Raw genomic sequence first — 24,080 nt, 5'->3', positions numbered from 1 at the left:
CGACGTCAGCCCAGCCGCTCGCGCAGGAAGGCGACGACCCGGGCCCGGGCCTGCTGGGCCGGATGGTCCTCCTGCTCGCGCACCTGGACGGTGAGCACCTCGTGGGCGCTCGCCGGGAGGCCGGCCGGGTTGCCCGGGCCCGAGTCGAGCTCGATGACCTCGAAGGCGTCGCCGAACGCGCGCCTCAGCCCGGTGAAGCGCTCCGCCGGGCTGAGCCCGTCCCGGCTGAACCGCAGGCCCAGCAGGCACAGTCCGTCCTCCCGGGCACGCCGCCGTACCTCGGCCAGCTCCCGTTCGGACACGCCCGGATCGCCCCGACGGGCCGATCCGAGCGGCAGCGGCACGGAGGGCTGGCTCAGCACCGGGGCGAGGACGCTCTTCTCGACCGCCGCCGCCAGGGCGAAGCCGCCGGTGAAGCACATCCCGACGACCCCGACGCCCGGCCCCTCGGTCCGTCCCGCGAGGTCCCGGGCCAGGGCCCGGACGTACGCGGCCACCGGCCGTTCGGCGTCGGTCGCGAGGGCGCGGAACTCCTTCGCCACGCAGACCTTCGGCGTCACGGTGAGCATCGCGCCCGCCGTGGCACGCCGGCCCGGCGTCCCGAACAGGGAGGGGACCGCCACGGCGAAGCCGGCGTCGACCAGGTGCTGCGCGAGGCCGAGCACCTCGGGGGTGATGCCGGGCAGCTCGGGCAGCAGGACCACACCCGGGCCGCTCCCCTTGCGCAGGACCTCGTGGGTGATCCCGGCCGCGGTGAACGGGGCACGCTCCCAGCCGTCGAGACCGGCGGTCGGCGCGGAGCCGGGGTGGCTGTGCGACATGGCTGTGGCCCTTCCTGGGGTGCGGTCGTCCTTGTGGGGCGGCGCGTCAGAACCCGCCGCCACCGGCGGAGATCGACTGGCCGGTGACCCACCGGCCCTGCTCGGAGACGAGGAAGCCGACGACCTCCGCGATGTCGTCCGGCAGGCCGAGCCTCCGCAGCGGGGTGCGCGCGATCACCTGGGCGGCGATCTCGTCCGTCAGGTCGCGCTCGGATCCGGTCTGCAGGGTCAGCCCGGCCCGGACGCTGTTGACGGTGATCCCGCGCGGCCCGAGCTCCTGGGCCAGCACACCGGCCAGCGCCTCGATCGCCGCCTTGCTGGCGATGTAGAGCCCGGCGGTGGCCCGGTGGGTCAGCGTCATGCCGCTGGAGATGACGACGATCCGTCCCCCGTCGCCGATGCGCCGGGCGGCCTCGCGCAGGGCGGTGAAGGTGGAACGGGTGTTGAGGTCGAAGTGCCAGTCGAAGTCCTCGTCGGACGCCTGCGCCAGCGGCGCGAAGCGGATCCCGCCGACGTTGTTGACCAGCACGTCCACGCCGCCGAAGTGCTCGGTCGCCGCGTCGAAGAGCCGGACGACCTCCTTCGGCTCGGTGACGTCGGCCTGCACGGCGACGGCGCGGCCGCCGGCCGCCTCCACCGCCGCCACCGCCTCGGCGGCGGCGGCCGCGTCGGCGCGGTAGTTGACCACGACGCTGTGGCCGTCCGCGCCGAGCCGGGCTGCGACGGCCCGGCCGATCCCCTGGGACGCGCCGGTGACCAGCGCGACCTTGCCCTGCTTCATGGCTTCCCCTGCTCCTTCGATCTCTTCGGTGGAAGGGGCGTCAGGCGACGCAGATGCCCTCGACGGCGATGCGCTCGTAGATGTGCGGGTAGGCGACGATGCCCTCGGGGTACTTCGCGGCGGACTGCTGGAACTCGGGCTTGCTGAAGGCCGCGAACAGCGCCGCGGTGGACTCCCAGACGGCGACGTTGACCAGCAGGCTGCTGCCGGCGGTGCCCTTGTGCAGCTGGGTGGAGATGCAGCCGGGGGCGGACTTCATGTAGGCCGCGTCCTCCTTCCAGATGGTGAGGAACTCCTCGTACAGGTCGGCGGGCACCACGAAGGTGTTGACCAGGACGATCGGGCCGGTCTCGGTGCCGAACTGGGCCATCAGCGGGACGGCCGGGTCGAGGTGGTCGATCTTCATGCGGGTCTCCTGGATCTCGGGAGCGGTCAGAGCTCTTGGGGGTCGCGGTCGTCGGGGGTCAGCGCGATCACCGGGATCCGGTGGCTGGCGCGCTTCTGGAACTCGGCGATGAAGGGGAAGACCTCGGTGAAGCGCGTCCACATCCGGTCGCGCTCCTCGCCCTTGAGGATCTCGGCGGTCACCGCCAGCTGCTCCGGGCCGATGTGGGCGTGGGCGCCCGGGTTGGCGCGGAGGTTGTGGTACCAGGCCGGGTGCTTGGCCTGCGGTCCGCCGGGCACGTCGAAGTGGCCCGGGGCCGCGCAGACGATGTAGCGGCCGCGGTCGTAGATGTAGCCGACCGGGGTGACCCGCTCCAGGCCGGACTTGGCCCCCTTCGTGGTCAGCAGCATCGCGTCGAGGCGACCGAAGCGGCCGAGGATCCGGCCCTTGGACGCCCGGTACAGGAAGATGTTGAGGTGCAGGAAGGAGCGGTTGATCTTCTTGATCGCCGGGGACGGCGGCTTCGAGTACAGGTACACGTTGAAGCGGGTGAACGCCTGGGTGAGGGCCGAGGTGTTCTCCATCTGCGGCCGGGTGGTGGACCAGGACGACAGCGTGGCGCTCTGGTCCGCGGCCGCCTGCGGTGCCGTCTCCGGGCCGCCGGTCTTGGGCATCGTCGTTTCGGACATGACGGGAGGTCGCCTTTCGGTACGCGGGCCGGGAGGGGTCACAGGGGCTTGCGGCCGCGGAGGGCGGAGCGCACCGCGCTGCCCACGAGCGAGTGGGCCAGGTCGCGCATCTCGCCGTTCGGGGCCTTGCGCAGGGACCAGTACATGAACTTGGCCACCATCTGCGTCGAGGGGTAGACGAAGCGGGTGTCCTCGTCGTCCTTCCAGCCGAAGACCGGGTTCAGCCCCTCGCAGTTGTTCAGCGCCTCGAAGACCAGGTCCGCGGCCTTGTCGCCGTCGATCTCGCCGGCCTCGTAGCGCAGGCAGGCGTCCGAGGTGAGCTCCAGCAGCTGCCTGAACTCGTCGGTGGGCCACCACAGGCCCGGGTACGGCGCCTTCTCCAGGTCCCGCAGGTGCTGCTCGTTGCCGTCCAGCTCGTACTGCACACGGGCCCGGTGCAGCCGCATCACGCCGGGGGTGAGGTAGCCGCCCCACACCCGGAAGACCGCGTTCCACAGCCGGTAGTGGGAGAAGGAGATGTAGGAGGCGTTGACCAGGTCGTCGTTGTACTGCAGCAGGCCGCGCTCCAGCTGGTCGACGTACTGGAAGCGCTCGACCGACCAGTCGTCGTCCTTGAGCGAGTCCAGGATGCGGGTGACCAGCGCGAAGACGACCTCGAAGGTGTTGGACAGGCCGCGCGAGTAGAGCGGGTCCAGGAAGCCGGCCGCGTGCGACATCAGGCACCAGCGGTAGCCGATGGAGTGCGAGGAGGAGTACTGCAGGCGGTCGGTGGAGACCCACTCGCGCACCCGCTTGGCCCCGACGAACTGGCGCTTGACCGCCGGATAGCGGTCCAGGAACTGACGGAACTCCTGCTCCCCGGTCAGGTCCTTGGGCTTGGGGTAGGTCCGCTCGTCGATGGTCAGGCCGACGCTGCACAGCGGGTTGCGCGAACCCTTCAGGTTGTCGAAGGGGATGATCCAGAACCAGCCGCGCTCGATCAGGTGGTGCAGCGTGCCGCCGTGCCAGGGCGCCGGCGGGCGCAGGCTCTGCGGGTGGTGGGAGACCTCGTCGAAGGGCTTGACCCCGATGTAGTGGGTGAACATCGAGCGCGCGTGGTGCTTGAACCGCGCCGGCTGCTCGCGCAGGTTCATCTTCTCCGCCAGCAGCGAGCGGAAGCCGCTCGCGTCGATGAGGTACTTGGCGCGGAACTGCTCGCCGTTCGCCCCGGTGACGGTGACGCCGTCGTCGTCGAAGTCCAGGTCCTGCACCCGCCAGTTCTGCCGGGTGGTGCAGCCGTACTTCGCGGCGACGTTGAAGTAGTAGGCGTCGGTGTCCTGCCGGAACAGGTGGCTCGCCTCGGTCAGCGCCTTGGGTATGACGAAGATGTTCGCCTGCTCCGGGTCCGGCTCCTGACCGGCCTCGTGCTTGATGAACCCGAAGCTCTGCTTCTTGCCGTGCTGCGGACCGATGTGCTCCGCCACGGACCTGGTGTCGATCAGGTGGCCGATCTCGGGGACGTCGAAGCGCGACTTCAGGATGTGCAGCCACTCCACCAGCTGCGGGGTCATCGACTCGCCGATGGCGAACCGGGGGTGCTGCGCCGCGTCGATCAGCACGACGGAGGCGCCCTGACGGGCGAGGATCGCGCCGCTCACCGATCCGGCCAGGCCGGACCCGATGATGAGCACGTCGCATTCGGTCGGCTTGGCGCCGGCCGGCACGGCCGGCTGCGCCGCCATCACCTTGCTGGGCATGAGCGGAACCTCTCTTCGGTAGGTCTGGTTGCTGCGTGCGGGGGTGTCGGCGCCGCGCTCAGCGGCGGACGACCATGGCGGAGTTGAAGCCGCCCTCGCCGCGGGCCAGCACCAGCGCGGTCTTGACGGGAGCAACCCGCGGCCCGCCCGCCACCAGGTCCAGGCCGAGCTCGGCGGCCGCGGTGGTGTTCACGGTCGGCGGGATCACACCGTCCCGGATCGACAGCAGGGCCGCCGCCAGGTCCAGCGGGGCGGCACCGGAGAGCAGTCGTCCGGTCATCGTCTTGGGTGCCGTCACCGGCACGCCGTGCCGCCCGAAGACGGCTCCGATCGCCTCGGCCTCGACCCGGTCGCTCTCCGGGAGCCCCGCCGCGTCGGCGAAGACGACGTCGACCTCCTCGGCTGCGACACCGGCGTCGGCCAGCGCGGCCCGGATCGCCCGCTCCGGCCCGCCGACCCGGCCGCTGCCGGGAGCGGGGTCGAAGGTGGCGCCGTAGCCCGCGATCTCTCCGTAGACGCGGGCACCGCGCTCACGGGCCGAACCGGCGTCCTCCAGGACCAGCAGCGCGCCGCCTTCGCCGGGCACGTGCCCGGCCGCCTCGGCGTGGAAGGGCCGGTAGGCCAGCGCGGGATCCGCGCAGGTGCTCACCTGGCCACCGGCGAGGCGGGCGGCCCAGCCCCAGGAGCAGACCGAGCCGTCCACGCCACCGGTCAGCACCAGCATCGTGTCCTTGCGGATCTGCCGGCGCGCCTGCGCCACCGCGTCGAGCCCGCCCGCCTGGTCCGCGACGACGACACCACTCGGTCCGCGCATCCCGTTGCGGATGGAGATCTGACCGGTGTTCACCGCGTAGAACCAGGCGAAGGACTGGTAGGCGCTGACGTACTGCGCGCCCCGACTCCACAGCGCCCGCAGTTCGTTCTCGCCGAACTCGTAGCCGCCCGCCGAGCTGGCCGTGATCACGCCCAGGGAGAGCGAGGGCCACTCCTGCGGCCGGACGTCGGCGTCGGCCAGCGCCCAGTCGGCGGCGACCAGTGCCAGGCGGGTCATGTGGTCCGTCTGCGGCAGCAGCCGCCCGGGCAGCAGCTCCTCCGCCGCGAAGCCCGGCACCTCGCCGGCCAGCCGCAGCGGGTAGCCGCTGGCGTCGAACCGGGAGACCGGGCCGATCCCGCTCTCACCGCGCAGGGTGGCCGCCCAGTACGCCTCGGTGCCCAGGCCGTTGGGCGCGACCACGCCGAGGCCGGTCACCACCGGCGGCGCCGGCCGGGTCGCGGCGCGGCCCCCCTGCTCCGTGGCCACCGCCTGCTCCGCCTCGGTCCTCGTGTCGGTCGGGCTCATGCCACCCTCCGCAGCACCATCGCGCTCTGGAAGCCGCCGAACCCGCTCCCGACGGAGAGCACCGCGTCGGTGGTCTGCTCGCGGGCGGTCAGCGGCACGTAGTCGAGGTCGCACTCCGGGTCCGGCTCGTGCAGGTTGGCCGTGGGCGGGACCAGGTTGTGCTCGATCGCCAGCGCCGAGGCGGCGATCTCCAGGGAGCCGATGGCCCCCAGCGAGTGCCCGATCATGGACTTGATCGAGCTGACCGGGGTCCGGTAGGCGTGCTCCCCCAGGCTGCGCTTGAACGCGGCGGTCTCGTGGCGGTCGTTCTGCTTGGTGCCCGAACCGTGCGCGTTGATGTAGTGGATCTCCTCCGGGTTCATCCTGGCCTCGGTCAGGGCGACCTTGATGGCCTCGGCCATCTCCGCACCGTCCGGCCGCAGGCCCGTCATGTGGAAGGCGTTGCAGCGGGAGGCGAACCCGGCGATCTCGGCGTAGAGGTGAGCCCCGCGGCGCTTGGCGTGCTCGTACTCCTCGAGCACCAGGATCGCCGACCCCTCCCCCAGCACGAAGCCGTTGCGGCTGCGGTCGAAGGGGCGGGAGGCGTGCTCGGGGTCGTCGTTGCGCGGGGTGGTGGCCTTGATCGCGTCGAAGCAGGCCACCGTGATGGGCGAGATGGGCGCGTCGGTCGCGCCGGCGACCATGACGTCCACGCCGCCCTCGCGGATCAGCTCGACGGCGTAGCCGACGGAGTCCAGGCCCGAGGTGCAGCCGGTGGAGATCACCGCGGCCGGGCCCTCGGCCCCGGCCGCCCAGGCGACCTCGCGGGCGAACGAGCTGGGCACGAAGGCGTCGTAGAGATGCGGCACCGCGTAGCGGTGGTCGACCAGGTCCAGCCGGCCGCCGTCGCTGACGACCCGGTACTCCCGGTCCAGGCTCATCGTGGCACCGACCGCGCTGCCGACGCTGACGCCGGTGCGGTACGGGTCGATGCCGTCCGCGCCGATCCCGCTGTCGGCCAGCGCCTCGCCGGTCGCCACCACGGCGAACTGCGCGGCCCGGTCCATCCGGCGGATCTCCTGCGGGCCGAGCCCGTGCGCCAGCGGGTCGAAGTCCACCTCGGCGGCCACCCGGGAACGGAACGGCGAGGCGTCGAAGAAAGTGACGGCACGGGTCGCCGTACGCCCCTGGCTGAGCAGGTTCCAGAATTCCTTGGCGCCGATTCCACCGGGGGCGACAACGCCTATTCCGGTGATCACTACACGGCGTGACATGTAGCGCACTCCCTTCCGGTCGGCTCGTCAGCTCTTCTTCTGCCAGTGGTAGAAACGCGTCGCCATCGCGTCCGCGGGGGACCGCCAGGTCGCCGGGTCGTAGGCGCCGATGAACGGCTTCAGGGATTCGCTGATGTTCACGAAGAGCGGGTGCGTCTTCGCCTCCTCGATCACCGCACCACCGTGGTCGGCGTCGAAGTCCTGCAGGTGGAAGTAGAGGCCGCGGTAGCTGAAGAGCTGCCGCCCGCGCGTCCCCATGAGCTCCGGCATCTCGGTCCCGTCGAACTCACCGAAAAGCCCGGCGACATCGTCGCTGAACCCGGGTTGCATGCGGGCCACGATCAGGGTGCTGAACATTGGATTCCCTTTCGTTGACGGCGGGGAATGTGCCCGTGAAGAAGGGCCCGATGCTCGTGCGGACAGAGCACCGGACCCTGATGAATATGTTCTTCGGTCCGGGTCCGGGGCTCAACGCCCTTGATTTCAGAGCTGGGTCAATCCTGCGCAGCCGACTGTCAGAGAATTGACGTGCGGCGGGTGAACCAGCGACGCACGTCGCTCTCCGCGTAGAAGGTGCGACCGCCGCGGCTCACCCGGCGCCAGGACTGCTCACTCGCCAGCCGGTAGACGGTGCCCATGGAGGCGCCCCACAGCAGCGAGACGTCCTTGGCGCCCAGCCAGCGCTCGGGCGCCCGGGCGGCGCCCTCCCGCTGGGACCACTGCTCGACGGTCCAGCGGTGCGCCGGATCGGCGTCACATCGCACGCCGGCCTCCGACACCGCCCGGCCACCGCCCACGGAGACGCTCAACCGGCCGCTGCAGTCCTGTACTTCGCAGTCGCCCACGAAGGTCCGGCGCACCGGCTCGGCATAGGTGACGGCACGGGCCGCACCGACCAGGCGGGCCGTCTCGCCCGTCGCGTCCGCCACCGCGGGGTGTGCGGCGAGCCAGAGCAGATGCCGCAGCAGGAACCGGGACAGCGCCTCGACGCTGCGCTCCGGAACGCCGACGCCGCGTTCGGCGGCGACCAGGCCGGCCCAGCTGCCCAGTGTCGTCAGGATCCCGGAACGCGCCTCGGCCGCACGCTCGTTGAAGAACAGCCCGGGAGCCCGGGCGGCGCCCGAGACCCGCTCGCGCAGACCCCGTTGCGGCCCACCGCCGAGCAGGTCCTCCAGACTCCGGTGGAGCTGCGGGAGTTCGGTCAGACGCACGCGGAAGCGGCGCAGACAGCGGTGACAGAGCCGGAGGTCCGGCAGGACCGTCCGGCCGACGGGTTCCGCCGAGGTCGCGCCCTCCCGTGCCGCGCCCTCCTGCGCCCGCTCCCCCTCGGAGCAGTCGTGGCCGACGCAGCGCGGCAGCCCCTCCTCCCCGTACGCCGCCGGCGTCATGCCGACCTCCGATCGTCGTCGCGGTCACCGTCGCGCTCGTCGTCACTGCGGCCGTCGCGCGCGGCGCCACGCTCGGCCGGGCCGAGCCGGAAGCCGACGCCGCGCACGGTGATCACCCAGTCGCTCGCGCCGAGCTTGGCCCGCAGACTGCTGACGTGGGTGTCGAGGGTCCGGCGCGACCAGGTCTGGCCCCAGACCTCCTCCAACAGGCGCTCGCGCTCCAGCACCACGCCGGGGTTGGCCGCGAGCAGCCGCAGCAGGTCGAACTCCTTGCGGGTCAGCTCGATCCGCTGCCCCGCCAGGAAGACCTCGCGGGTGCCCGCGTCGATGCGCAGCTCCCCGTAGGCGATCGTCACCGGCAACACCCGACGGGGGCCGGAGCGCCGCATCACCGCCTCGATCCGGGCCATCAGCTCCCGGAAGCCGTAGGGCTTGACCATGTAGTCGTCGGCGCCGACCTGCAGCGCCAGGACGCAGTCGAGCTCGGAGTCGCGCGAGGTGACCGCGATGACCGGCAGCATGCTGGTCTCGCGGATGCCCCGACAGACCTCGAGCCCGTCGAGGTCGGGCAGTTCCAGGTCCAGCAGCACCAGATCGGCCTGGTCCCAGCGGCGTAACGCGGCGTCGCCGGTCGCGACGCTCTCCACCTCGTGTCCGTGGCGTCTGAGCCGGAGCGCCAGCAACTGGGCCTCCACCTCGTCGTTCTCGACGACGAGGACCCGCCACGCCCCGAACGCCTGGTCCTGTTGATTTCGTAGAGGAAGACTCACGATCAATCCCCCAAATCTCGCTCGCTTCCGGTCCACGCCGGCGCGGGTGTCTGGCTGAAAATTTACAAACCGCGCGGTCCGTTTGTCAAACCTCAGAACCTCTCAGGACGCTACGGGGCCCACCAGATCAGGCCTCGACCACTCCGAGCACGCCCACCACCAGGGTCGAACGAGGTCCGAACACCGGCACACCGGTCCCTAAAACAGCGCGTACGGTCTATTATTTGCTGATGCGGACAACTCAGTTGTACGCACCACCCATCACACGCCGCTGCCTGGCGTCAGGAGGCCACAGTGACCAAGCAGGAGCGTGCGGCGCGGACCCGTACCGCCTTGATCCGAGCTGCCGCGGAGGAGTTCGAGCGTCGCGGGTACGCCGAGACCACGCTCAACGACATCAGCCTGCGCTGTGGCGTCAGCACGGGGGCCCTGCACTTCCACTTCGACAGCAAGGCCACCCTGGCCGCGACGGTGGAGGAGTACGCGGAGGACGACCTGCGCCGCTGCGTGGCGACCGCCCGTGCCGCGGCCCACGGGACGCCCGGCGGCGCGCTCGGAGAACTGATCCAGGTCTCCCACCGGGTGATGGACACCCTGAGCGTGAACCCGGTCGTCCGCGCCGGCGTCCGGCTCGGCTTCGAACGCCACCGCAGCGGTGGGCGCCTGCGCCAGGCCTGGCAGGAGCTGGTGGCCTCGCTGCTCCGTCGGGCGCGGCAGGAGGGCGAGCTCACCGACGAGGCCGCCCTCGACGAGCTGGAGACCGTGCTCACAGCCTTGCTCCACGGCCTGGTGATGCTCAGCCAGGAGAGTCTGTGCTGGCTGGAGCCGAGCAGGCTCGGCTCCTTCTGGCGCCTCGTCCTGCCCCGGATCGCCACCCCGCAGGCGGCGACGCTGCTGGCGTCGGCGAGCGGGCCGGCACCGGTCCAGTGACCCGGTGCCGGGCTCGCGGCGGCGGCCCGCAACGCCGCGCACCCGCTCCGGCCGGGTCACGGTCGGAGCGGGTGCGCGGCGGAAGGGGTGCGGCGGAAGGGGTGGGGCGGAACAGGGGCGCGGACCGGCGGGCCGTGGGGGCGCAGCGGCCTCACGCCACCGCCGCGAAGGCCGACAGGTGGTCGGCGGCCCAGACGTCGAAGCAGCGCGGCAGCAGGCCGGTCGTCGCGGTGAAGTCCGGCTCGACGGCAGCCTTGCGGCCGTCCAGGAGCCGAACCGCGCTCTCCAGCAGGGCGTCCACCACCTGCGGCGGGTAGCGCAGGACCAGGCCCGCCCGCGCCTCCTCGACGGTGAGCTCGCGGAAGCCGAGCGGCCGGCCGAGCAGCCCGGCGAGCCGGGCGGTCCGCTCCCGGGCGGAGAGGGCCTCGGGGCCGGTCAGTGCGAGCGCGGTGTCCACGCACCGGGCCTGCGTCAGCGCGTGGACGGCCGCCTCGGCCACGTCCCGCGGGTCGATCACGGCAGCGGGGGCGTCACCGTGCAGCGCGCTCACGACGCCCGTGGAGCGGATGTCGTCCGCCCAGGCCAGGGAGTTGGACATGAAGGCGCGGGGACGCAGCAGCGTCCAACCGAGGCCCGAGGTCCGCAGCGCCTGCTCCGCCGCGCGTTGCCGACGGCTGATCAGGTCCTGGGCGTCCTCCTCGGCGGCGGCCAGTGCGGAGAGCTTGACCACGTGCTCGACCCCCGCCCTGCGCGCCTCGCCGAGAAAGACCTCGTCGTCGGGGCGGAAGGGGTCGGTGGTGACCAGGAACGCCCGGCGGATCCCGCGCAACGCGGCGGCGATCGTCTCCGGTTGCTCGTAGCGGCCGACGGCCACCTCCACCCCGGCCCCGCACGGACCGAGTGCCGCGAGGCGCTCGGGGCTGCGCACGAGCGCCCGCACCGGACCGCGGTCCGCGAGAAGACGCACCACCTCGCGGCCCACCCGGCCGGTGGCACCGGTCACCAGGATCACGCGTCGGCCCCGGCCGCGAGCACGCCCTCGAAGACCAGGGTGTCGTTCTGCCGCCCGCGCACGACGACGGAACAGCCGTCCCGACCGAGGTCCACGGCGTACGCCTGGATCCAGACAGGCTGGTCGAGCTCGGCGTAGCGGTGGAACTTCAGCCCGCCGCCCAGGGGCACGAACGGTCTGCTGGACACGGTGGCCGCGTGGGCCGCCTGCCGGGCGGCCTCCAACAACATCATCCCGGGGACGTGGTCGCTCGGGCGGTGGAAGAGGACGGGGTGCGTGGGGTCGCACCGCAGCTGCCAGCAGTCCTGCTGGCCGCTCGGCGCGAGCAGCACGTCCTCCTCGCTCGCCCGGCCCACCAGCCAGGGGTCCAGCGGCGTGGGGAGCGGCGCCGTCCGCACCGCGGCATCGGTGCTGAGCGGACAGTGTCCGCGCAGCCGCTCGTAGACGGAGGGGCGGACGAACCCGATGTTCCCGGCCCCCGTCGCCACGAGCCGTCCGCCGAACCGCACCTGGACCTCGGTGCGCAGCCCGGCCAGCTGGCGGCCGCGGTGCAGCACGTCGGTGCAGTGCACCTCGATCACGGCGTCGCCGCCCGTCTCGGTGCAGCCCCGCTCCGCGCCGGACAGCGCGCCCTGCTCCGCGGCGAAGGACATGCTGTTCATCACGAACCGATGGTCGGTCGGCACCCCGAAGCCGACGTGGCTGACCAGGATGCTGCTCTGGCGCATGCTCTCGACCACGAGTAAGGGGTCGAAGGAGTAGCCGTGCACGGGCACGAAGAAGGGGTGGAGCCAGCGGGCGGAGATCAGGTAGCGATCGCCCCCGAGCCTGATCCAGTCGGTCGGCAGGACCTCGACCTGCTCGATCCGGTGTGTGAGCTCCGCGAGGGAGGAGGCGGAGGCGGTGAGGCTGGGACTCATTGCGGTTCCCCGTTCCAGTCGGATGGTGCTGATTCGGATGGAATGCCCCGGACTGGCTAGCGCGACTGAAAACATACGAGGCACGTGGTTTTTTTTCAAGGCTCCCCGGGGACGACACAAAGAGGTAACCTGGCGAGGAACAAACTGATAGGTCTGATACCGGTTACGCGCGGAAGGACGGATTCTTGGCCCAGCAGGAGCGGGCCGTCGCCACACGACGGAAGATCATCGAGGCGGCGGCGGCGGTCTTCGAACGGGACGGCTACCAGGCGGCCACCATCGCCGAGGTGCTGAGCGTCGCCCAGGTGACCAAGGGGGCGCTCTACTTCCACTTCGCCTCCAAGGAGGAACTGGCGAACGCCGTCCTGGAGGCACAGAGCGACGAGTCCGCGGTGCTGCCGCAGCCCATCCGTCTCCAGGAGTTCATCGACACGGCCCAGGTGCTGGCCCAGCGGCTGCGCACGGAACCGCTGGTGCGGGCGAGCGTCCGGCTCACCCTGGACGAGCGCACGCCCATCGCGGCGCGGTCCCAGCCGTTCCACGACTGGAACGACTCGATCCTGCGCGTCCTGGAGGCCGCGCGGGAGCAGGGCGAGCTGCTGCCCCAGGTCGACGTGCCGAGGACGGCGGGTCTGTGCGTGGGCGCCTTCGCCGGCCTGCAGATGATGTCCGGCCTGCTGACGGGCTACCAGGACCTGCCCGAGTACATCGCCGGCATGCAGCAGCTGCTGCTGCCCAGCATCGCGGTCCCGTCGATCCTGGTGCGGCTGGACATGGCACCGGACCGCGGCGAACGGCTGGTCCGGGCACACCAGGAGGCGGAGCGCGCGACCGCCGAGGTCGAGGCCCAGTCCGAGTCGGGCGGGTCGGGGTCCGGGAAGACACCGACCACGGCCGGGACCACAGCCGCCCGGGCCGGTCGCGGCCGGGGCAAGGCCCCACGGGCGGATGCCCCGCGGGAGCGCTCCCGCGGCTGACCGGTCCGCCCGCCCCACGACGCGGCCGCTCCGTCCGATTCTCGGTCACCCCCTTGGCCCTGGCCTTCGGGGCTGACAGGATCCCGGCATGCCTGTGACCCTGCCGCCCCGACTGCGCCGCCTGCTCGGGCTGCGCCGTGTGCGGCTGGGCCTCGCCTTCGCGCTGGTCGCGGTGACCGCACTGGGCGGCTGGCTGGGCACCGACAGCGGTCCGGACTACCCGACCGGCACCTTCCGGATGGCCACCGGCGCGCCCTCGGGCGTGTACGCGCTCTACGGGACGCTGCTGCAGGCCGCGGTGGACCACGGGCTGCCGGGCGTCCGGCTGGCGCTGGACCCGAGCGTCGGCGGTCCGGACAACCTGGCCCGGGTCGCCGACGGACGCGACGACTTCGGCATCGCCACCGCCGACGCGGTCGCCCACTTCTCCGGACCGGGCAAGGACCAGCTCCGCGCGCTCGGCCAGCTCTACGACGACTACGTGCAGCTCGTGGTCCCCTCCGACTCCCCCGTGAAGTCCGTCAAGGACCTCCAGGGCCTGCGCGTGGGCACCGGCCAGCCCGGCAGCGGCGTGCAGCTGATCGCCCACCGGGTGCTGGCCATCTCCCATCTGCAGGCCGGGAGGGACCTGCAGGAGCTGCCGTACGGGATCGCGGACGCGCCGGCCGCGCTGAAGGCGCACCGCATCGACGCCTTCTTCTGGTCCGGTGGCCTGCCGACCGAGGGCATCATCGCCCTCACCAAGCAGGACCACGTGCGGCTGGTGCCGCTCGGCACGCTCTCGACGCAGATGGACGAGCTGGCGCAGCAGGTCGACCCGGGCGCCCGGAACACCCAGATCTACCGCGCGTCCACGGTGCCGCGCTGGGCCTACCCCGCCAGTGAGCCGGACGAGTCCGTCTCGACGCTGGCGGTGGCCAACCTGCTGGTCACCCGCGCGGACGTGCCGAGCTCACTGGTGGAGCGGATGACCGAGGTCGTGATGAGCAGCCGCGACGCGATCGGCCAGCGCGTGCACGCCGCCCAGCTCGTGGACGTCCGGTCCGCGATCTACACGCAACCGCTGCCGCTGGCGGAGGGCGCCCGCCGCTACTACGTCTCGGTCAAGCCCTGACGCCCACCGCTTGTCCCGCGGCTCTCACAGCTCCTCCGCGACCGCGTCGCGGACGGGGCCCGGCAGGGAGGCGACGGAGGCCTCCAGCAGCAGCGTCGCCTCGTGCCGCATGGCGCGGGCCAGCTCCGCGTCGACGACGGACTGCGCGAGCGGCCGCATGTGGCGCACCACCTCGGCCGCGCGGGCCGCGTCGGCGTCGGTGAGCGGCGCGGAGCCGACGTAGCGCGGGAACACCTCGACGGCCGCGAAGTGCACGAACCGGCGGGCGAGGTGCTCCATGTCGCGCCGTACCTCCTGCAGGTGCGCGATGCTGGCCGCGAGCGGCACACCCAGCTCGTGCAGCCGCGCGGCAGCCTCGAGCAGGGCCGGGCTCGGCACCCGGTAACGCTCGGCCAAGGGCTCCTCGTCGCCCCCTGAACCGCCACTCGCGTCCGGGAGCGCTCCCAGCTCCGGGACGGCTCTGGGCTGCGGAATCAGCTGCGCCACCGCCGCGCCGTCCCCGTCCCGGACGGGCTCGAGCACGCCGAGGCCGACGGCGGCGGCGATGGCCTGCGGGTCCCGGAGGCCGCCGAAGCGGGCCGTCAGGTCGGCCCGGTCCAGGTACTCGGGGCGCTCGTCGGACCAGGGCGCGGTCACCTCGGCCACCAGCCCCAGCACCCCGCCGAGGCTGCGACCGTCCTCCCAGGCGTCGAGCAGCTCCTTGATGCCGGCCAGGGTGTGTCCGCGGTCCAGCAGGGCGGCGATCAGACGCAGCCGCTCCAGGTGGGTGTCGTCGTAGACGTTGGCCCGGCCGCGTCGGTCGGCGCGGGGCAGCAGGCCGCGGTCCTGGTAGGCGCGGACGTTGCGCACGGTGGTCCCGGCCGCCTGGGCCAGGTGGTCGATCAGGTACTCCCGGCTCGGGCGCGGCACCGTGTTCATGCCGTCGCTCATGACGTCCTCCTCCGCTCCCGCCGCCTGCCTGGTTGCCCGCGACGCTCCGTCAGGCGCCGTCAGAGCGCCGGATGGGGGTGCCCCCGGCCGAGGGCCGGGGAAGGGTCCACGAGATGATCGCGACCCACGGACGGGATGCTACCGACGCGAACGGCGTCGACGAACTCGGCGATCAGGTCGGCCACCAGTGCGGGGCGGGTCAGCGGCAGCCAGTGCCCCGCGTCCACGGTGCGCCGACGCAGGACCGGTGTCCATCGGTCGAGGTCGTCGTAGAGGCGCGGCCCGAGGAACGGGTCCCGCTCCGGCACCACCAGTTGCACCGGCACCCGCGCCACCCGGTCCGGGCGCGGCTCGCGGGCACGACGGCGGGTGTTGGCACGGTAGAGCCAGAGACCCGCGACCGCGTCCCGGGCCAGTGTCGGCGCCGGATGCCCCGGCACCCGGGTCCGCTCCAGCGCCCGCCACAGCGCCGCCCACCCGCCGTGCGCCAGCGGTCCGCGCCACAGCGCCTCCGGCAGCCGCGGCAGCCGGAAGGCCGTGATGTACCAGGACCGCACCGCCTGGTCGAGCAGGGCCCGCAGGTCCGCCGAGGTCCGCCGGCGCAGGCGCGTGCGCGCCCACAGCGCGACGTGGTCGAGACAGGGCCCGCTGATGCTGGTGAACGACGCGAGCCCGCCCTGCAGCCGCGGCGAGGTCGCGAACTCCCAACCCTGCACCGACCCCCAGTCGTGCCCGACCAGATGCACCGGCCCGTACGGCGCGAGCGCGTCCAGCACGGTGAGGAAGTCCTCCTCCAGGCGCTCCAGCGTGTACCCGTCCCGGCCGTCGGCCGACGGCGGCGCGGTGGAGCGACCGGTGCCCCGGACGTCGTAGGCGACCACGTGGTAGCGGTCCCGCAGCCGGTCCATGACGGGCGCCCAGACATCCCGGCAGTCGGGATACCCGTGCAGGAACCAGAGTGTCGGCCGCAGCGGATCACCCGCCTCCACCACGGCCAGCTCCACGCCGTCGTCGGTGACGACCCGATGCTCGCGCGCCCCGTCGATCATGGCCCTCCCCGCAGCGCCGGGCTGACGCTCCCATCGGCCAATGTCCCAGTGCCCACTGGCTCGGTCAATGGGTTGCACCACTCGGGGCCGCGAGGCTCCGGTTATCCGACCGGCAGCGTCACGGTGACCGTCAACCCCTTGGGCTGTTGGGCCGCGAAGTCGATCGCGCCGCCGTTCGCGGTGAGCAGGGCGCGGGCGATGGACAGGCCGAGGCCCGAGCCGTCGGTGTTCTGGTGGCGCGGGCTGCGCCAGAAACGGTCGCCGATGCGGGCGAGTTCGTCCTCGTCCAGGCCCGGACCGCCGTCCGTCACGCGGATCACCACCGCAGCGGCCTCCGCCTGCGTCTCCACCCGCACCGCGCCGCCCTCGGGCGTGAACTTGAGCGCGTTGTCCAGCACCGCGTCCAGCGCGCTGCCCAGCCCCACCGGATCGGCCAGCGCCGTCAGCGGGTCGCCCTGCGGCACGCGGAGGTCGAGGGAGACACCGCGCTCCCGCGCGTACGCGCTCCAGCCCTCGACCCGGTCGGCGACGATCCGGCCCACGTCGGTCGGCAGCGCCGCCGGGCGGGCGTTCTCCGCGCGGGCGAGGCCCAGCAGGTCGTCGAGGACCTGCGCGAGGCGGCGGCCCTCCTCGCGCACGCCCGCCATCTCCTCGTCGTGGCCGTCGGGCAGCTCCATGCCCAGCACCTCGACCCGCAGCATCAGCGCGGACAGGGGATTGCGCAGCTGGTGCGAGGCGTCCGCGACGAACGCCCGCTGCTGGTCGAGCACCAGCTCGACGTGGTCCGCCATCTCGTTGAAGGCGTGCGCCAGACGGCGCAGCTCCGGCGGTCCGCCGGCCGGGGCGACCCGGGAGGCGAGGCGTCCGGTGGCGATGTCGTGGGTGACCTTGTCCAGGTCGTGCACCGGCCGCAGCACCCACCGGGTCAGCACGACGGCGCCGCCGACCGCGAAGAGCACGGCAAGGGACTCCCCGCCGATCAGCCACAGCCAGGCGCTCAGCACCCGGGCGCGCAGCCCGTCCGTCGGCGACTCGGTGACCACCACCGCGACCACGTCCCCGTCCCAGACGACCGGGGAGGCGATCACGAGCCGGGCCGAGGGGCCGTCCCACGGCCAGACCTGGGCGGGGTCGTGGCTGCGGCGCCCGTCCAGCGCCTCGCGGAAGGGCTCGGCGGAGTCACCGCTCAGCGCGTTCTGCCAGCTCGACGGGTAGGCGTGCAGTTCCTTGCCGGAGAGGTCGAAGATCCCGGCCGAGATGCCGTAGACGTCGTGGTAGCGACGGAGCTCGGCGTCGAGGGTGCGCTGTTGCTCGCCGGCGTCGGCCGAGTCCGGCTGGCCGAAGGGGTTCTGTGCGAGCGCGGCGAAGCGCGCCGTGTCGTCGATCCGGTCGACCACGACGCGCTGCTGCTCCGTCTGGGCCTCGCTGGCGGCCAGCGGAACGCCGAGCGCGAGCAGCACACAGGCGAGCAGCACGAGCAGGATGCCGAGCAGGCGGGTACGCATGGGAGGGTTCCGGCGGTCGTGTCAGTCGCGGACCAGATGGTCGGGCACGGCCAGCTTGTAGCCGATGCCCCGCACCGTCTCGATCAGGCCGGGCAGGCCGATCTTGCGGCGCAGCGAGGCGACGTGGACCTCCAGCGACCGGGCCGTCCCGTCCCAGCTGCTGCGCCACACCTCACTGATGATCTGCTCGCGCCGGAAGACCACGCCGGGGCTCTGGGCGAGCAGCGCCAGCAGCTCGTACTCCTTGCGGGTCAGCGCGACGTCCTCGCCGTGCACGGTGGCGCGGCGCGACGCCTGGTCCAGCACCAGCCCGAAGGCCCGGTCGAGCAGCCCCTGCGCGTCGTCCCCCGCAGCCTGGGCCTGCGCCGGAACCGGGCGGGCGGCGGCGTCGCGACGGGCCACGGCGTGGATCCGGGCCAGCAGCTCGCCCATGTCGTAGGGCTTGACGATGTAGTCGTCGGCGCCGATGTTCAGCCCGTGGATACGGTCGCGGACCTCGGCCCGCGCGGTGACCATGATCACCGGGATGCCGCAGCGGCGCCGGATCTGGTCACACACGTCGAACCCGTCCCGGTCGGGCAGCCCGAGATCGAGGAGCACCACCCGGAACTGCGGACGGCCGTCGGGCACGAGGGCGTCCAGCGCCTCGTTCCCCGAACGGGCATGGCGCACCTCGAACCCGTGCTTGCCCAGCACGGCCATCAAGGCGGCGGCGACGTGTTCGTCGTCCTCGACCAGGAGCAGGCGCACGGGTCACTCCTCCCGCCAGGGTTGGGTCGGTCTCCAGCAGGCATCCACCCTCATCGGACCGGCTCAGGTCAAGTGGCGGCGCGTGACCGGCGGGTTCCGTTACCGAGCTGCGATGATCCGGAGCGCGGATCGGCACCCGGAGAACACATGATCCTCAAATCACCCTCAGAAGTGTGATGCGCGCGCGAACGGCCCCGTAGAGTCGGGAACGGGCGTCCTCCACCTCCATCCGGAAGACCTGGAGTCTGCCCGACCGAACCGCCTGAAGTTCCGCACCGACGCAACGCCCCTGCAACGCCCCGAGGAGTGGGACCGCCGTGACCTCCGCCGCCGCGCCGCCCGCCGGGCTGCTGCAGCTGAGGGGCGTGAGCAAGCGGCACGGGCTGGTGCAGGCCCTGCACGAGGTGGACCTGGAGCTCTCGCGCGGCGAGGTGGTCGCCCTGGTCGGGCCGCCCGGCGCCGGCAAGACCACCCTGTGCCGGGCCATCCACGGCGCCGAGCGCATCGACTCGGGGGAGATCCTGCTCGACGGCGCACCCCTCCCCACCGGCGGGCGCGGGCGCGCGCGGCGCAGGGCGCGGGCAGACGTCGGCCTGGTGCCGCCGCCGGAGACCGTCGAACACGCCCTGGCCGGTGCGCTGGGCCTCGGCCGCACCGTCTTCGGCGAACTGACCCGCTGCCAGATCGAGGCCCGCGGCACCGCGCCCGAGGTGGCCGCGGAGCGCACGGCGGGCGCGCTGCGGAAGGTCGGCGCGGAGTCGGAGGCGGCCCTGCGCGGCCGGCAGCTGGGCCCGTCCGGTCGCGGCAGGGTCGCGCTGGCCCGCGCCCTGGTCCTGGACCCCAAGGTGCTGGTCCTCGACGAACCCGCGGCGGACCTCCACGAGCTCGCTCGCGAGCTGGCGGCCGACGGCCGCACCATGCTCATCGTCACCGAGGACCCCGGGTTCGCCCACGCCGCGGCGGACCGCGTCCTGTTCATGTCCGGGGGCCGCATCGTCGAATCGGCACCCCCGGAGCAGTTCTTCTCGGCCCCCCGCACCTTCCGCGCCCGCGACTTCGTCTCCCGCCTCCGCAGGAGATAGGCCCCTCCTGCGGTTGCACCCCCGGGGGCGCGAGGCTCCGACACATGCGGCTCCGCCGCCCGGGCGCGAGAAACCACCCTGTGCGGATGGCCTTGCGCGTTCGGTGCACCACCTGCGTGGGTGGCTTGTGGCGCAGTTCCCCGCACCCCTGATCGTGCATCTTCAGCCTCGCAGAAACGGGTAGCCGTTCGCACGGGCGTGTGAAGTGAACCGGCGTACGCCTGACGCTGCTTGACGGCGGTACAGGCGATCTGGTCCATTTCCTTCTATGACTGGCCCAGCCCCCTCCGGTTCCGACCCCGTGATCATCGCCGGTGCCGGTCCCATCGGCCTCGCGCTCGCGCTCGCCCTCGCCCGGCACGACGTGCCGAGCCTGGTGCTGGACGAGGGCACGGGGCTCGCCCCGGAGAGCGCGCGCTCGACCGTCCTGCGAGCCGACACCGTCGAACTGCTCCAGCGCATCGGGTACGGCCGGGTCACCGCCGACGGTCGGGGCTGGACCGCCTGGCGGACCCTGCGTCGGGGCCGCGAACTGCACAGCGTCGAGCTGCGCCACGACGACGTCCTGCACCTGGCCCAGCACCGGCTGCTGCGCGGCCTGCGGGACGCCGTCTCCGCCACCGGGCTGGTCGAGCTGATGCCCGAATCCGCGCTGCTGGAGCTGGAGCAGGAGCCCGGCGAGGCCGCTGTGAGCGTGCGCACGCAGCGCACCTGGCTGCACGGCAGCTTCCTGGTCGGCTGCGACGGCCCGCGCTCGACCGTCCGCAAGCGGCTCGCGCTGCGCTTCCCCGGACGTGCCGCCGCCGACCACTACGCGGTCGCGACGATCCGCGCGGACCTCCCGTTCCCCGGCGAGGCCCTGCTCCACCGCGACCAGCCGCGCCACTCCGGCGCGCCCTCGGCGCGCGAGGTCGTGGCCCGGCCGCTGCCGGACGGCGTCTGGCGGCTGGACTGGCGCCTGCCCCCGCGCGCGCCCGGGTTCAGCCCGGACCAACTGATCGAACAGCTGCGGGCGACACTCGCGGCGTGGAACGACGGCCGGGTGCCCGGCTACGAGCTGATCTCCAGCGCCGACCACGTCGTGCAGCAGCGCCTCGCCACCCGCTTCCAGGTCGGCCGCGCGTTCCTCGCCGGGGACGCCGCGCACCTGCTGGGCGCGCTCGGCATGCAGAACCTCGACGAGGGCCTGCGCGACGTCGACAACCTCGCGTGGAAGCTCGGCCTGGTCTGGCACGGTCACGCGCCCGAACGCCTGCTGACCACCTACCAGCAGGAGCGCCGCAGCGCGGTCATCGCGCGGCTGCGCGCCGTCGACCAGGCGATGCCGTTGCTGCAGCCCAGCACCCCGCTGCTGGAGGCGCGCCGCAGCCTCCTCTCGGGCTCGCTGCGCCGCAACGCCGAGCTGCTCTCCGACGGGAGCCTCGGCACCGGCCGGCTCGGCGGCGCGCCCGCCTACCCGGCGCCGGGCCAGGGCCGCGCCGCGCTCACGCCGGGGCTCAGCCCGACCAGCCCGGGCGTGCTGGTCCAGGACCTGTCCGTGATCACCGCGGACGGCACCCGGGACCGGCTGCGCGCCCGGCTCGGGCGCGGCTTCCTGGTGGTACTCGTCGCCCCGGGCACGGGCGTGTGGGCCACCGAGCACTGGCTCGGCGCCGGGCTGATGCCGCAGCTCACCGAGGTGACCCAGGAGCTGCCCGTCCCCGCCGAACTGCTCGTCACCGAGAGCTACCCCGGCGCCCCCGCCCACACCGTGCTGCTGATCCGCCCCGACGGGCACCTGGTGGCCGCCACACCCGGGAGCCGGCCCGAGGAGCTCGTGGCACTGGCGGACCGGGCCCGCAACGCCGCTTCCGAGCTACCCGTCCCCCGCGGCGCCGGCACCGGCGAGGGCGCCCCTCGGCTCGAGACGCTTCCTGCCGGACAGCCCTGAGGCCCGTCCTCATGGTGGAAGCCTTCTTGACCATCTTCTGAGCGCGTGCTCTACTCCCGCCATGGGGATCATCGTCTTGCGGTCAGTCCGCAGCACGCGACTGGACGTCGTCCGGTGCCCCCGCCTGTTCTGTACCCCGGGCTGACCTGACGCCCGGCTGGAGAAGAACACTTCTCGCTGTCGTCACGGACAGCCCTTCACACGGCACCCCACGCCGCCGCGCCCGCTGACCGCATCCGTCGCGCCCTGACGCGCACGCACGCCCGGTCCCGCTGCCCGGCGGCGCCCCGTCATCGCTCCGACGACCCCAGGACGCCACCGTGCTGCAGACTTCCGCACCCCCGTCACCCGTGCCCGCACCCTCATCCTCATCCTCCGCACCCGACCTCGCGACGCTGCTGGAGTTCGCCCGCGCCACCGCCACCGATCCGGAGGTACTGGCCCGGCTCGCCCTGCATCCGACCGAGCGGACCTGGATCCGGCTGGAGGGCCCCGGCGGCAGCGAGGCCTGGCTGATCGGCTGGCCGCCCGGCTCCGAGACCGGCTGGCACGACCACGGCGGCTCCAGCGGCGCGTTCGTCACCGCGCTCGGTGAGCTGAGCGAACTGTCGCTCGTGATGCCGCTGCCCAGCGCGGGCTGGCGCAGCCTGGAACTGGAGGAGGGCGTCGACCGGCAGCGCACACTGGAAGCGGGCCGCGGCCGGGCCTTCGGCCCCCACCACGTGCACCAGGTGATCAACCCGTCCGCGACCGGCCACGCCGTCTCGGTGCACGTCTACCACCCGCCGCTGCCGCAACTGCGCCGCTACGCCCGGCAGGGCGACGTGCTGAGCGTGGCCGCGGTCGAGACGCAGGAGGACTGGTGAGCACACCCATCGGGATCGACGCGCTGCTGGAGCGGGAGCGCACCCACCTTCACCGGCTGACGCCGCAGGAGGCCGCCGCCGCGCTCGTCGAGCAGAACGCGCTGCTGGTCGACATCCGCTATGCCGCACTGCGGGACCGGGACGGGCTGATCCCCGGCGCGCTCGTCGTGGAGCGCAACGAGCTGGAGTGGCGCATGGACCCCCAGGGCAGCCACCGCTCGCCCGAGACGACGGACCACGACCGCCTGGTCATCGTGGTCTGCAACGAGGGCTACGCCTCCTCCTTGGCCGCCCGCTCCCTCCAGGCCCTGGGCCTCCACCGCGCAACGGACCTCATCGGCGGCTTCCAGGCCTGGAAGGCGGAGGGATTGACCGTCTCGAAGTAGCGGCCCACCCGGGGGTCTCACCGGGCGAAGCTCGTCGCCCGGCTCTCCCTGATCACCGTGATGCGGATCTGGCCCGGGTAGGTGAGCTCGTTCTCCACCTCGCGGGCCACGTCCTTCGCGATGACCTGCGCCTGCAGGTCGTCCACCGCCTCCGGCAGGACCATCACCCGCACCTCGCGACCGGCCTGCATCGCGTAGACCTTGTAGACGCCCTCGTGCCGCCGCGCGATCTGCTCCAGCTTCTCCAGACGGCGCGCGTGCAGCTCCACCGACTCCCGGCGCGCGCCGGGGCGTCCGCCGCTGCAGGCGTCCGCGGCCTGGGTGAGGACCGCCTCGACCGTCTGCGGCTCGATCTCGTTGTGGTGCGCCGCCACCGCGTGCACCACCTCCTCCGACTCGCCGTAGCGCCGGACGAGCTCCGCGCCGATCTGGGCGTGGCTGCCCTCGACCTCGTGGGTGACGGCCTTGCCTATGTCGTGGAGCAGGCTGCAGCGCTTGACCAGGGTCGGATCGACGTGGAGTTCCGCCGCCATGGTCCCGGCCAGGTGCGCGGACTCCACCAGGTGGCCCAGCACGTTCTGCCCGTAGGAGGTGCGGTAGCGCAACCGGCCCAGCAGGCGCAGCAGTTCGGGGTGGAGCTCGTCGATGCCGACCTGGGCGACGGCCTCCTCCGCCGCCGCCTGGCAGAGCCGCTCCACCTCGACGAGGCTGCGCTGGTACGCGTCCTCGATGCGCTGCGGATGGATCCGGCCGTCGGCGATCAGCTCCTCCAGGGTGAGCCGGCCCACCTCCCGACGAACCGGGTCGAAGCAGGAGAGCAGCACCGACTCGGGCGTCTCGTCGATGACGAGGTTGACGCCCGTCACGGACTCGAAGGAGCGGATGTTGCGGCCCTCGCGGCCGATGATCCGACCCTTCATCTCCTCGCCCGGCAGGCGCACGGCGGTCACGACGTAGTCGGTGGTGCCCTGGACGGCCACACGCTGGATCGAGGAGGCCACGATCTCCCGGGCCCGGGCCTCTCCGTCCGCCCGCGCCTGCCGCTCGATCTCGCGGACGGTCAGCACGGCCTCGCGCTTGGCCTGTTGCTCGGCCGAGCGGACCACCTCGGCCCGCGCCTCCGCCGCGCTGAGGCCGGCCACCTCCTCCAGCATCCGCCGCCGCTCGGCACGCAGCTCCTCGGTACGCACGGAGACCTCGGCCTGGGCCTGGGCGGTGTCCAACTCCCGCTGCAGCAGCCGTCGCTGCTCCTCGTCGATGCGGGCCTCGCGCTCCGCGCTGCGCTCCTCGCGCCGGTCCAGTTCCAACGCCCGCTCCCGGGCACCGTGCAGAAGTTGGCGCACCGCCAACGCCGCGACGCAGAGCAGGATCAGGCCGAGAACCAGCATCAGGATCGGGACTGCCGTCGTCGTGCCGACTGCCAGCGTCATCAGCCCTCCCCGTCCGGCGCGGGATCACGCCGTGATC

Annotated in this window: 24 protein-coding genes; 7 read left to right on the top strand and 17 right to left on the bottom strand. The window is 72.9% G+C overall.

Features of this window, described 5'->3' with window-relative positions; all coding sequences use genetic code 11:
* Positions 1 to 5: 5 nt before the first annotated feature.
* From BMY61_RS09255 to BMY61_RS09210, 10 genes are all read right to left on the bottom strand, one after another.
* Entirely contained in the window at positions 6 to 821 is an 816-nt protein-coding gene (locus BMY61_RS09255; RefSeq protein WP_042441864.1) for a dienelactone hydrolase family protein, read from the bottom strand.
* A 46-nt stretch (positions 822 to 867) separates the two neighbouring features.
* The gene (locus BMY61_RS09250; RefSeq protein WP_042441865.1) at positions 868 to 1,602 is read right to left on the bottom strand and encodes an SDR family oxidoreductase; all 735 of its coding nucleotides are present in this window, start codon (positions 1,600 to 1,602) and stop codon (positions 868 to 870) included.
* A gap of 40 nt (positions 1,603 to 1,642) precedes the next feature.
* Complete coding sequence (locus tag BMY61_RS09245; protein ID WP_042441866.1) at positions 1,643 to 2,008, bottom strand: antibiotic biosynthesis monooxygenase family protein; 366 nt, start codon at positions 2,006 to 2,008, stop codon at positions 1,643 to 1,645.
* A 26-nt stretch (positions 2,009 to 2,034) separates the two neighbouring features.
* Entirely contained in the window at positions 2,035 to 2,676 is a 642-nt protein-coding gene (locus BMY61_RS09240; RefSeq protein ID WP_082014653.1) for a nitroreductase/quinone reductase family protein, read from the bottom strand.
* 38 nt (positions 2,677 to 2,714) lie between these two features.
* Positions 2,715 to 4,412: an NAD(P)/FAD-dependent oxidoreductase gene (locus tag BMY61_RS09235; protein WP_042441867.1), complete on the bottom strand. Its 1,698-nt coding sequence runs from the start codon at positions 4,410 to 4,412 to the stop codon at positions 2,715 to 2,717.
* A 58-nt stretch (positions 4,413 to 4,470) separates the two neighbouring features.
* Positions 4,471 to 5,751 carry a ketosynthase chain-length factor gene (locus BMY61_RS09230; protein WP_082014654.1) on the bottom strand — a complete coding sequence of 427 codons (1,281 nt, stop codon included), beginning with the start codon at positions 5,749 to 5,751 and terminating at the stop codon, positions 4,471 to 4,473.
* The gene (locus BMY61_RS09225; RefSeq protein WP_042441868.1) at positions 5,748 to 7,004 is read right to left on the bottom strand and encodes a beta-ketoacyl-[acyl-carrier-protein] synthase family protein; all 1,257 of its coding nucleotides are present in this window, start codon (positions 7,002 to 7,004) and stop codon (positions 5,748 to 5,750) included. The genes BMY61_RS09230 and BMY61_RS09225 overlap by 4 nt, the downstream gene beginning before the upstream one ends.
* Before the next feature lie 27 nt (positions 7,005 to 7,031).
* Entirely contained in the window at positions 7,032 to 7,361 is a 330-nt protein-coding gene (locus BMY61_RS09220) for a TcmI family type II polyketide cyclase (RefSeq protein WP_042441869.1), read from the bottom strand.
* A 158-nt stretch (positions 7,362 to 7,519) separates the two neighbouring features.
* On the bottom strand, positions 7,520 to 8,392 hold the full coding sequence (locus BMY61_RS46030) for a helix-turn-helix domain-containing protein (protein WP_052438253.1): 873 nt from the start codon (positions 8,390 to 8,392) through the stop codon (positions 7,520 to 7,522).
* Positions 8,389 to 9,162, bottom strand: a complete 774-nt coding sequence (locus tag BMY61_RS09210; protein WP_236655809.1) for a response regulator transcription factor — start codon at positions 9,160 to 9,162, stop codon at positions 8,389 to 8,391. The genes BMY61_RS46030 and BMY61_RS09210 overlap by 4 nt, the downstream gene beginning before the upstream one ends.
* Before the next feature lie 294 nt (positions 9,163 to 9,456).
* Between BMY61_RS09210 and BMY61_RS09205 the strand changes: the two genes are divergently transcribed.
* Positions 9,457 to 10,092, top strand: coding sequence for a ScbR family autoregulator-binding transcription factor (locus BMY61_RS09205; RefSeq protein ID WP_042441870.1), 636 nt, complete (start codon positions 9,457 to 9,459; stop codon positions 10,090 to 10,092).
* 151 nt (positions 10,093 to 10,243) lie between these two features.
* Here the strand turns inward: BMY61_RS09205 and BMY61_RS09200 are convergent, their stop codons facing one another.
* Entirely contained in the window at positions 10,244 to 11,104 is an 861-nt protein-coding gene (locus BMY61_RS09200; protein ID WP_042441871.1) for an NAD(P)H-binding protein, read from the bottom strand.
* Positions 11,101 to 12,024 (bottom strand): ScbA/BarX family gamma-butyrolactone biosynthesis protein, encoded by a 924-nt coding sequence (locus BMY61_RS09195; protein WP_042441872.1) that lies wholly within the window; start codon positions 12,022 to 12,024, stop codon positions 11,101 to 11,103. Before BMY61_RS09195 ends, BMY61_RS09200 begins: the two co-directional genes overlap by 4 nt.
* A 185-nt stretch (positions 12,025 to 12,209) precedes the next feature.
* On the opposite strand from BMY61_RS09195, the gene BMY61_RS09190 reads away from it, so the two are divergent.
* Complete coding sequence (locus tag BMY61_RS09190) at positions 12,210 to 13,001, top strand: ScbR family autoregulator-binding transcription factor (RefSeq protein ID WP_063773148.1); 792 nt, start codon at positions 12,210 to 12,212, stop codon at positions 12,999 to 13,001.
* Positions 13,002 to 13,089: 88 nt separating this feature from the next.
* Positions 13,090 to 14,115, top strand: coding sequence for a TAXI family TRAP transporter solute-binding subunit (locus tag BMY61_RS09185; protein WP_063773149.1), 1,026 nt, complete (start codon positions 13,090 to 13,092; stop codon positions 14,113 to 14,115).
* 24 nt (positions 14,116 to 14,139) lie between these two features.
* Here the strand turns inward: BMY61_RS09185 and BMY61_RS09180 are convergent, their stop codons facing one another.
* From BMY61_RS09180 to BMY61_RS09165, 4 genes are all read right to left on the bottom strand, one after another.
* Positions 14,140 to 15,045, bottom strand: a complete 906-nt coding sequence (locus tag BMY61_RS09180) for a MerR family transcriptional regulator (protein WP_052438254.1) — start codon at positions 15,043 to 15,045, stop codon at positions 14,140 to 14,142.
* 59 nt (positions 15,046 to 15,104) lie between these two features.
* Positions 15,105 to 16,094 carry an alpha/beta fold hydrolase gene (locus tag BMY61_RS09175; RefSeq protein ID WP_063773150.1) on the bottom strand — a complete coding sequence of 330 codons (990 nt, stop codon included), beginning with the start codon at positions 16,092 to 16,094 and terminating at the stop codon, positions 15,105 to 15,107.
* A 101-nt stretch (positions 16,095 to 16,195) separates the two neighbouring features.
* Entirely contained in the window at positions 16,196 to 17,599 is a 1,404-nt protein-coding gene (locus tag BMY61_RS09170) for a sensor histidine kinase (protein WP_042441873.1), read from the bottom strand.
* A gap of 21 nt (positions 17,600 to 17,620) precedes the next feature.
* Entirely contained in the window at positions 17,621 to 18,349 is a 729-nt protein-coding gene (locus BMY61_RS09165) for a response regulator transcription factor (RefSeq protein ID WP_042441874.1), read from the bottom strand.
* 317 nt (positions 18,350 to 18,666) lie between these two features.
* Here BMY61_RS09165 and BMY61_RS09160 point away from each other — a divergent pair, with 317 nt between their 5' ends.
* The 4 genes from BMY61_RS09160 to BMY61_RS09145 all read left to right on the top strand — a co-directional run bounded on the left by BMY61_RS09160 (position 18,667) and on the right by BMY61_RS09145 (position 22,613).
* Entirely contained in the window at positions 18,667 to 19,431 is a 765-nt protein-coding gene (locus BMY61_RS09160) for an ATP-binding cassette domain-containing protein (protein WP_042441875.1), read from the top strand.
* A gap of 268 nt (positions 19,432 to 19,699) precedes the next feature.
* The gene (locus BMY61_RS09155) at positions 19,700 to 21,361 is read left to right on the top strand and encodes an FAD-dependent monooxygenase (protein ID WP_082014657.1); all 1,662 of its coding nucleotides are present in this window, start codon (positions 19,700 to 19,702) and stop codon (positions 21,359 to 21,361) included.
* A 350-nt stretch (positions 21,362 to 21,711) separates the two neighbouring features.
* Entirely contained in the window at positions 21,712 to 22,227 is a 516-nt protein-coding gene (locus BMY61_RS09150) for a cupin domain-containing protein (RefSeq protein ID WP_236655810.1), read from the top strand.
* On the top strand, positions 22,221 to 22,613 hold the full coding sequence (locus BMY61_RS09145) for a rhodanese-like domain-containing protein (RefSeq protein WP_075003826.1): 393 nt from the start codon (positions 22,221 to 22,223) through the stop codon (positions 22,611 to 22,613). The genes BMY61_RS09150 and BMY61_RS09145 overlap by 7 nt, the downstream gene beginning before the upstream one ends.
* Positions 22,614 to 22,630: 17 nt before the next feature.
* On the opposite strand, the gene rny is transcribed toward BMY61_RS09145, so the two are convergent.
* On the bottom strand, positions 22,631 to 24,043 hold the full coding sequence (rny, locus tag BMY61_RS09140) for a ribonuclease Y (protein WP_042441877.1): 1,413 nt from the start codon (positions 24,041 to 24,043) through the stop codon (positions 22,631 to 22,633).
* Positions 24,044 to 24,080 lie beyond the last annotated feature (37 nt).

Source organism: Streptacidiphilus jiangxiensis, from assembly GCF_900109465.1.
In the GTDB taxonomy this organism is placed as follows: domain Bacteria; phylum Actinomycetota; class Actinomycetes; order Streptomycetales; family Streptomycetaceae; genus Streptacidiphilus; species Streptacidiphilus jiangxiensis.
Note: the sequence above shows the minus strand (reverse complement) of the source record. Positions and strands in the feature narration are given on the sequence as shown.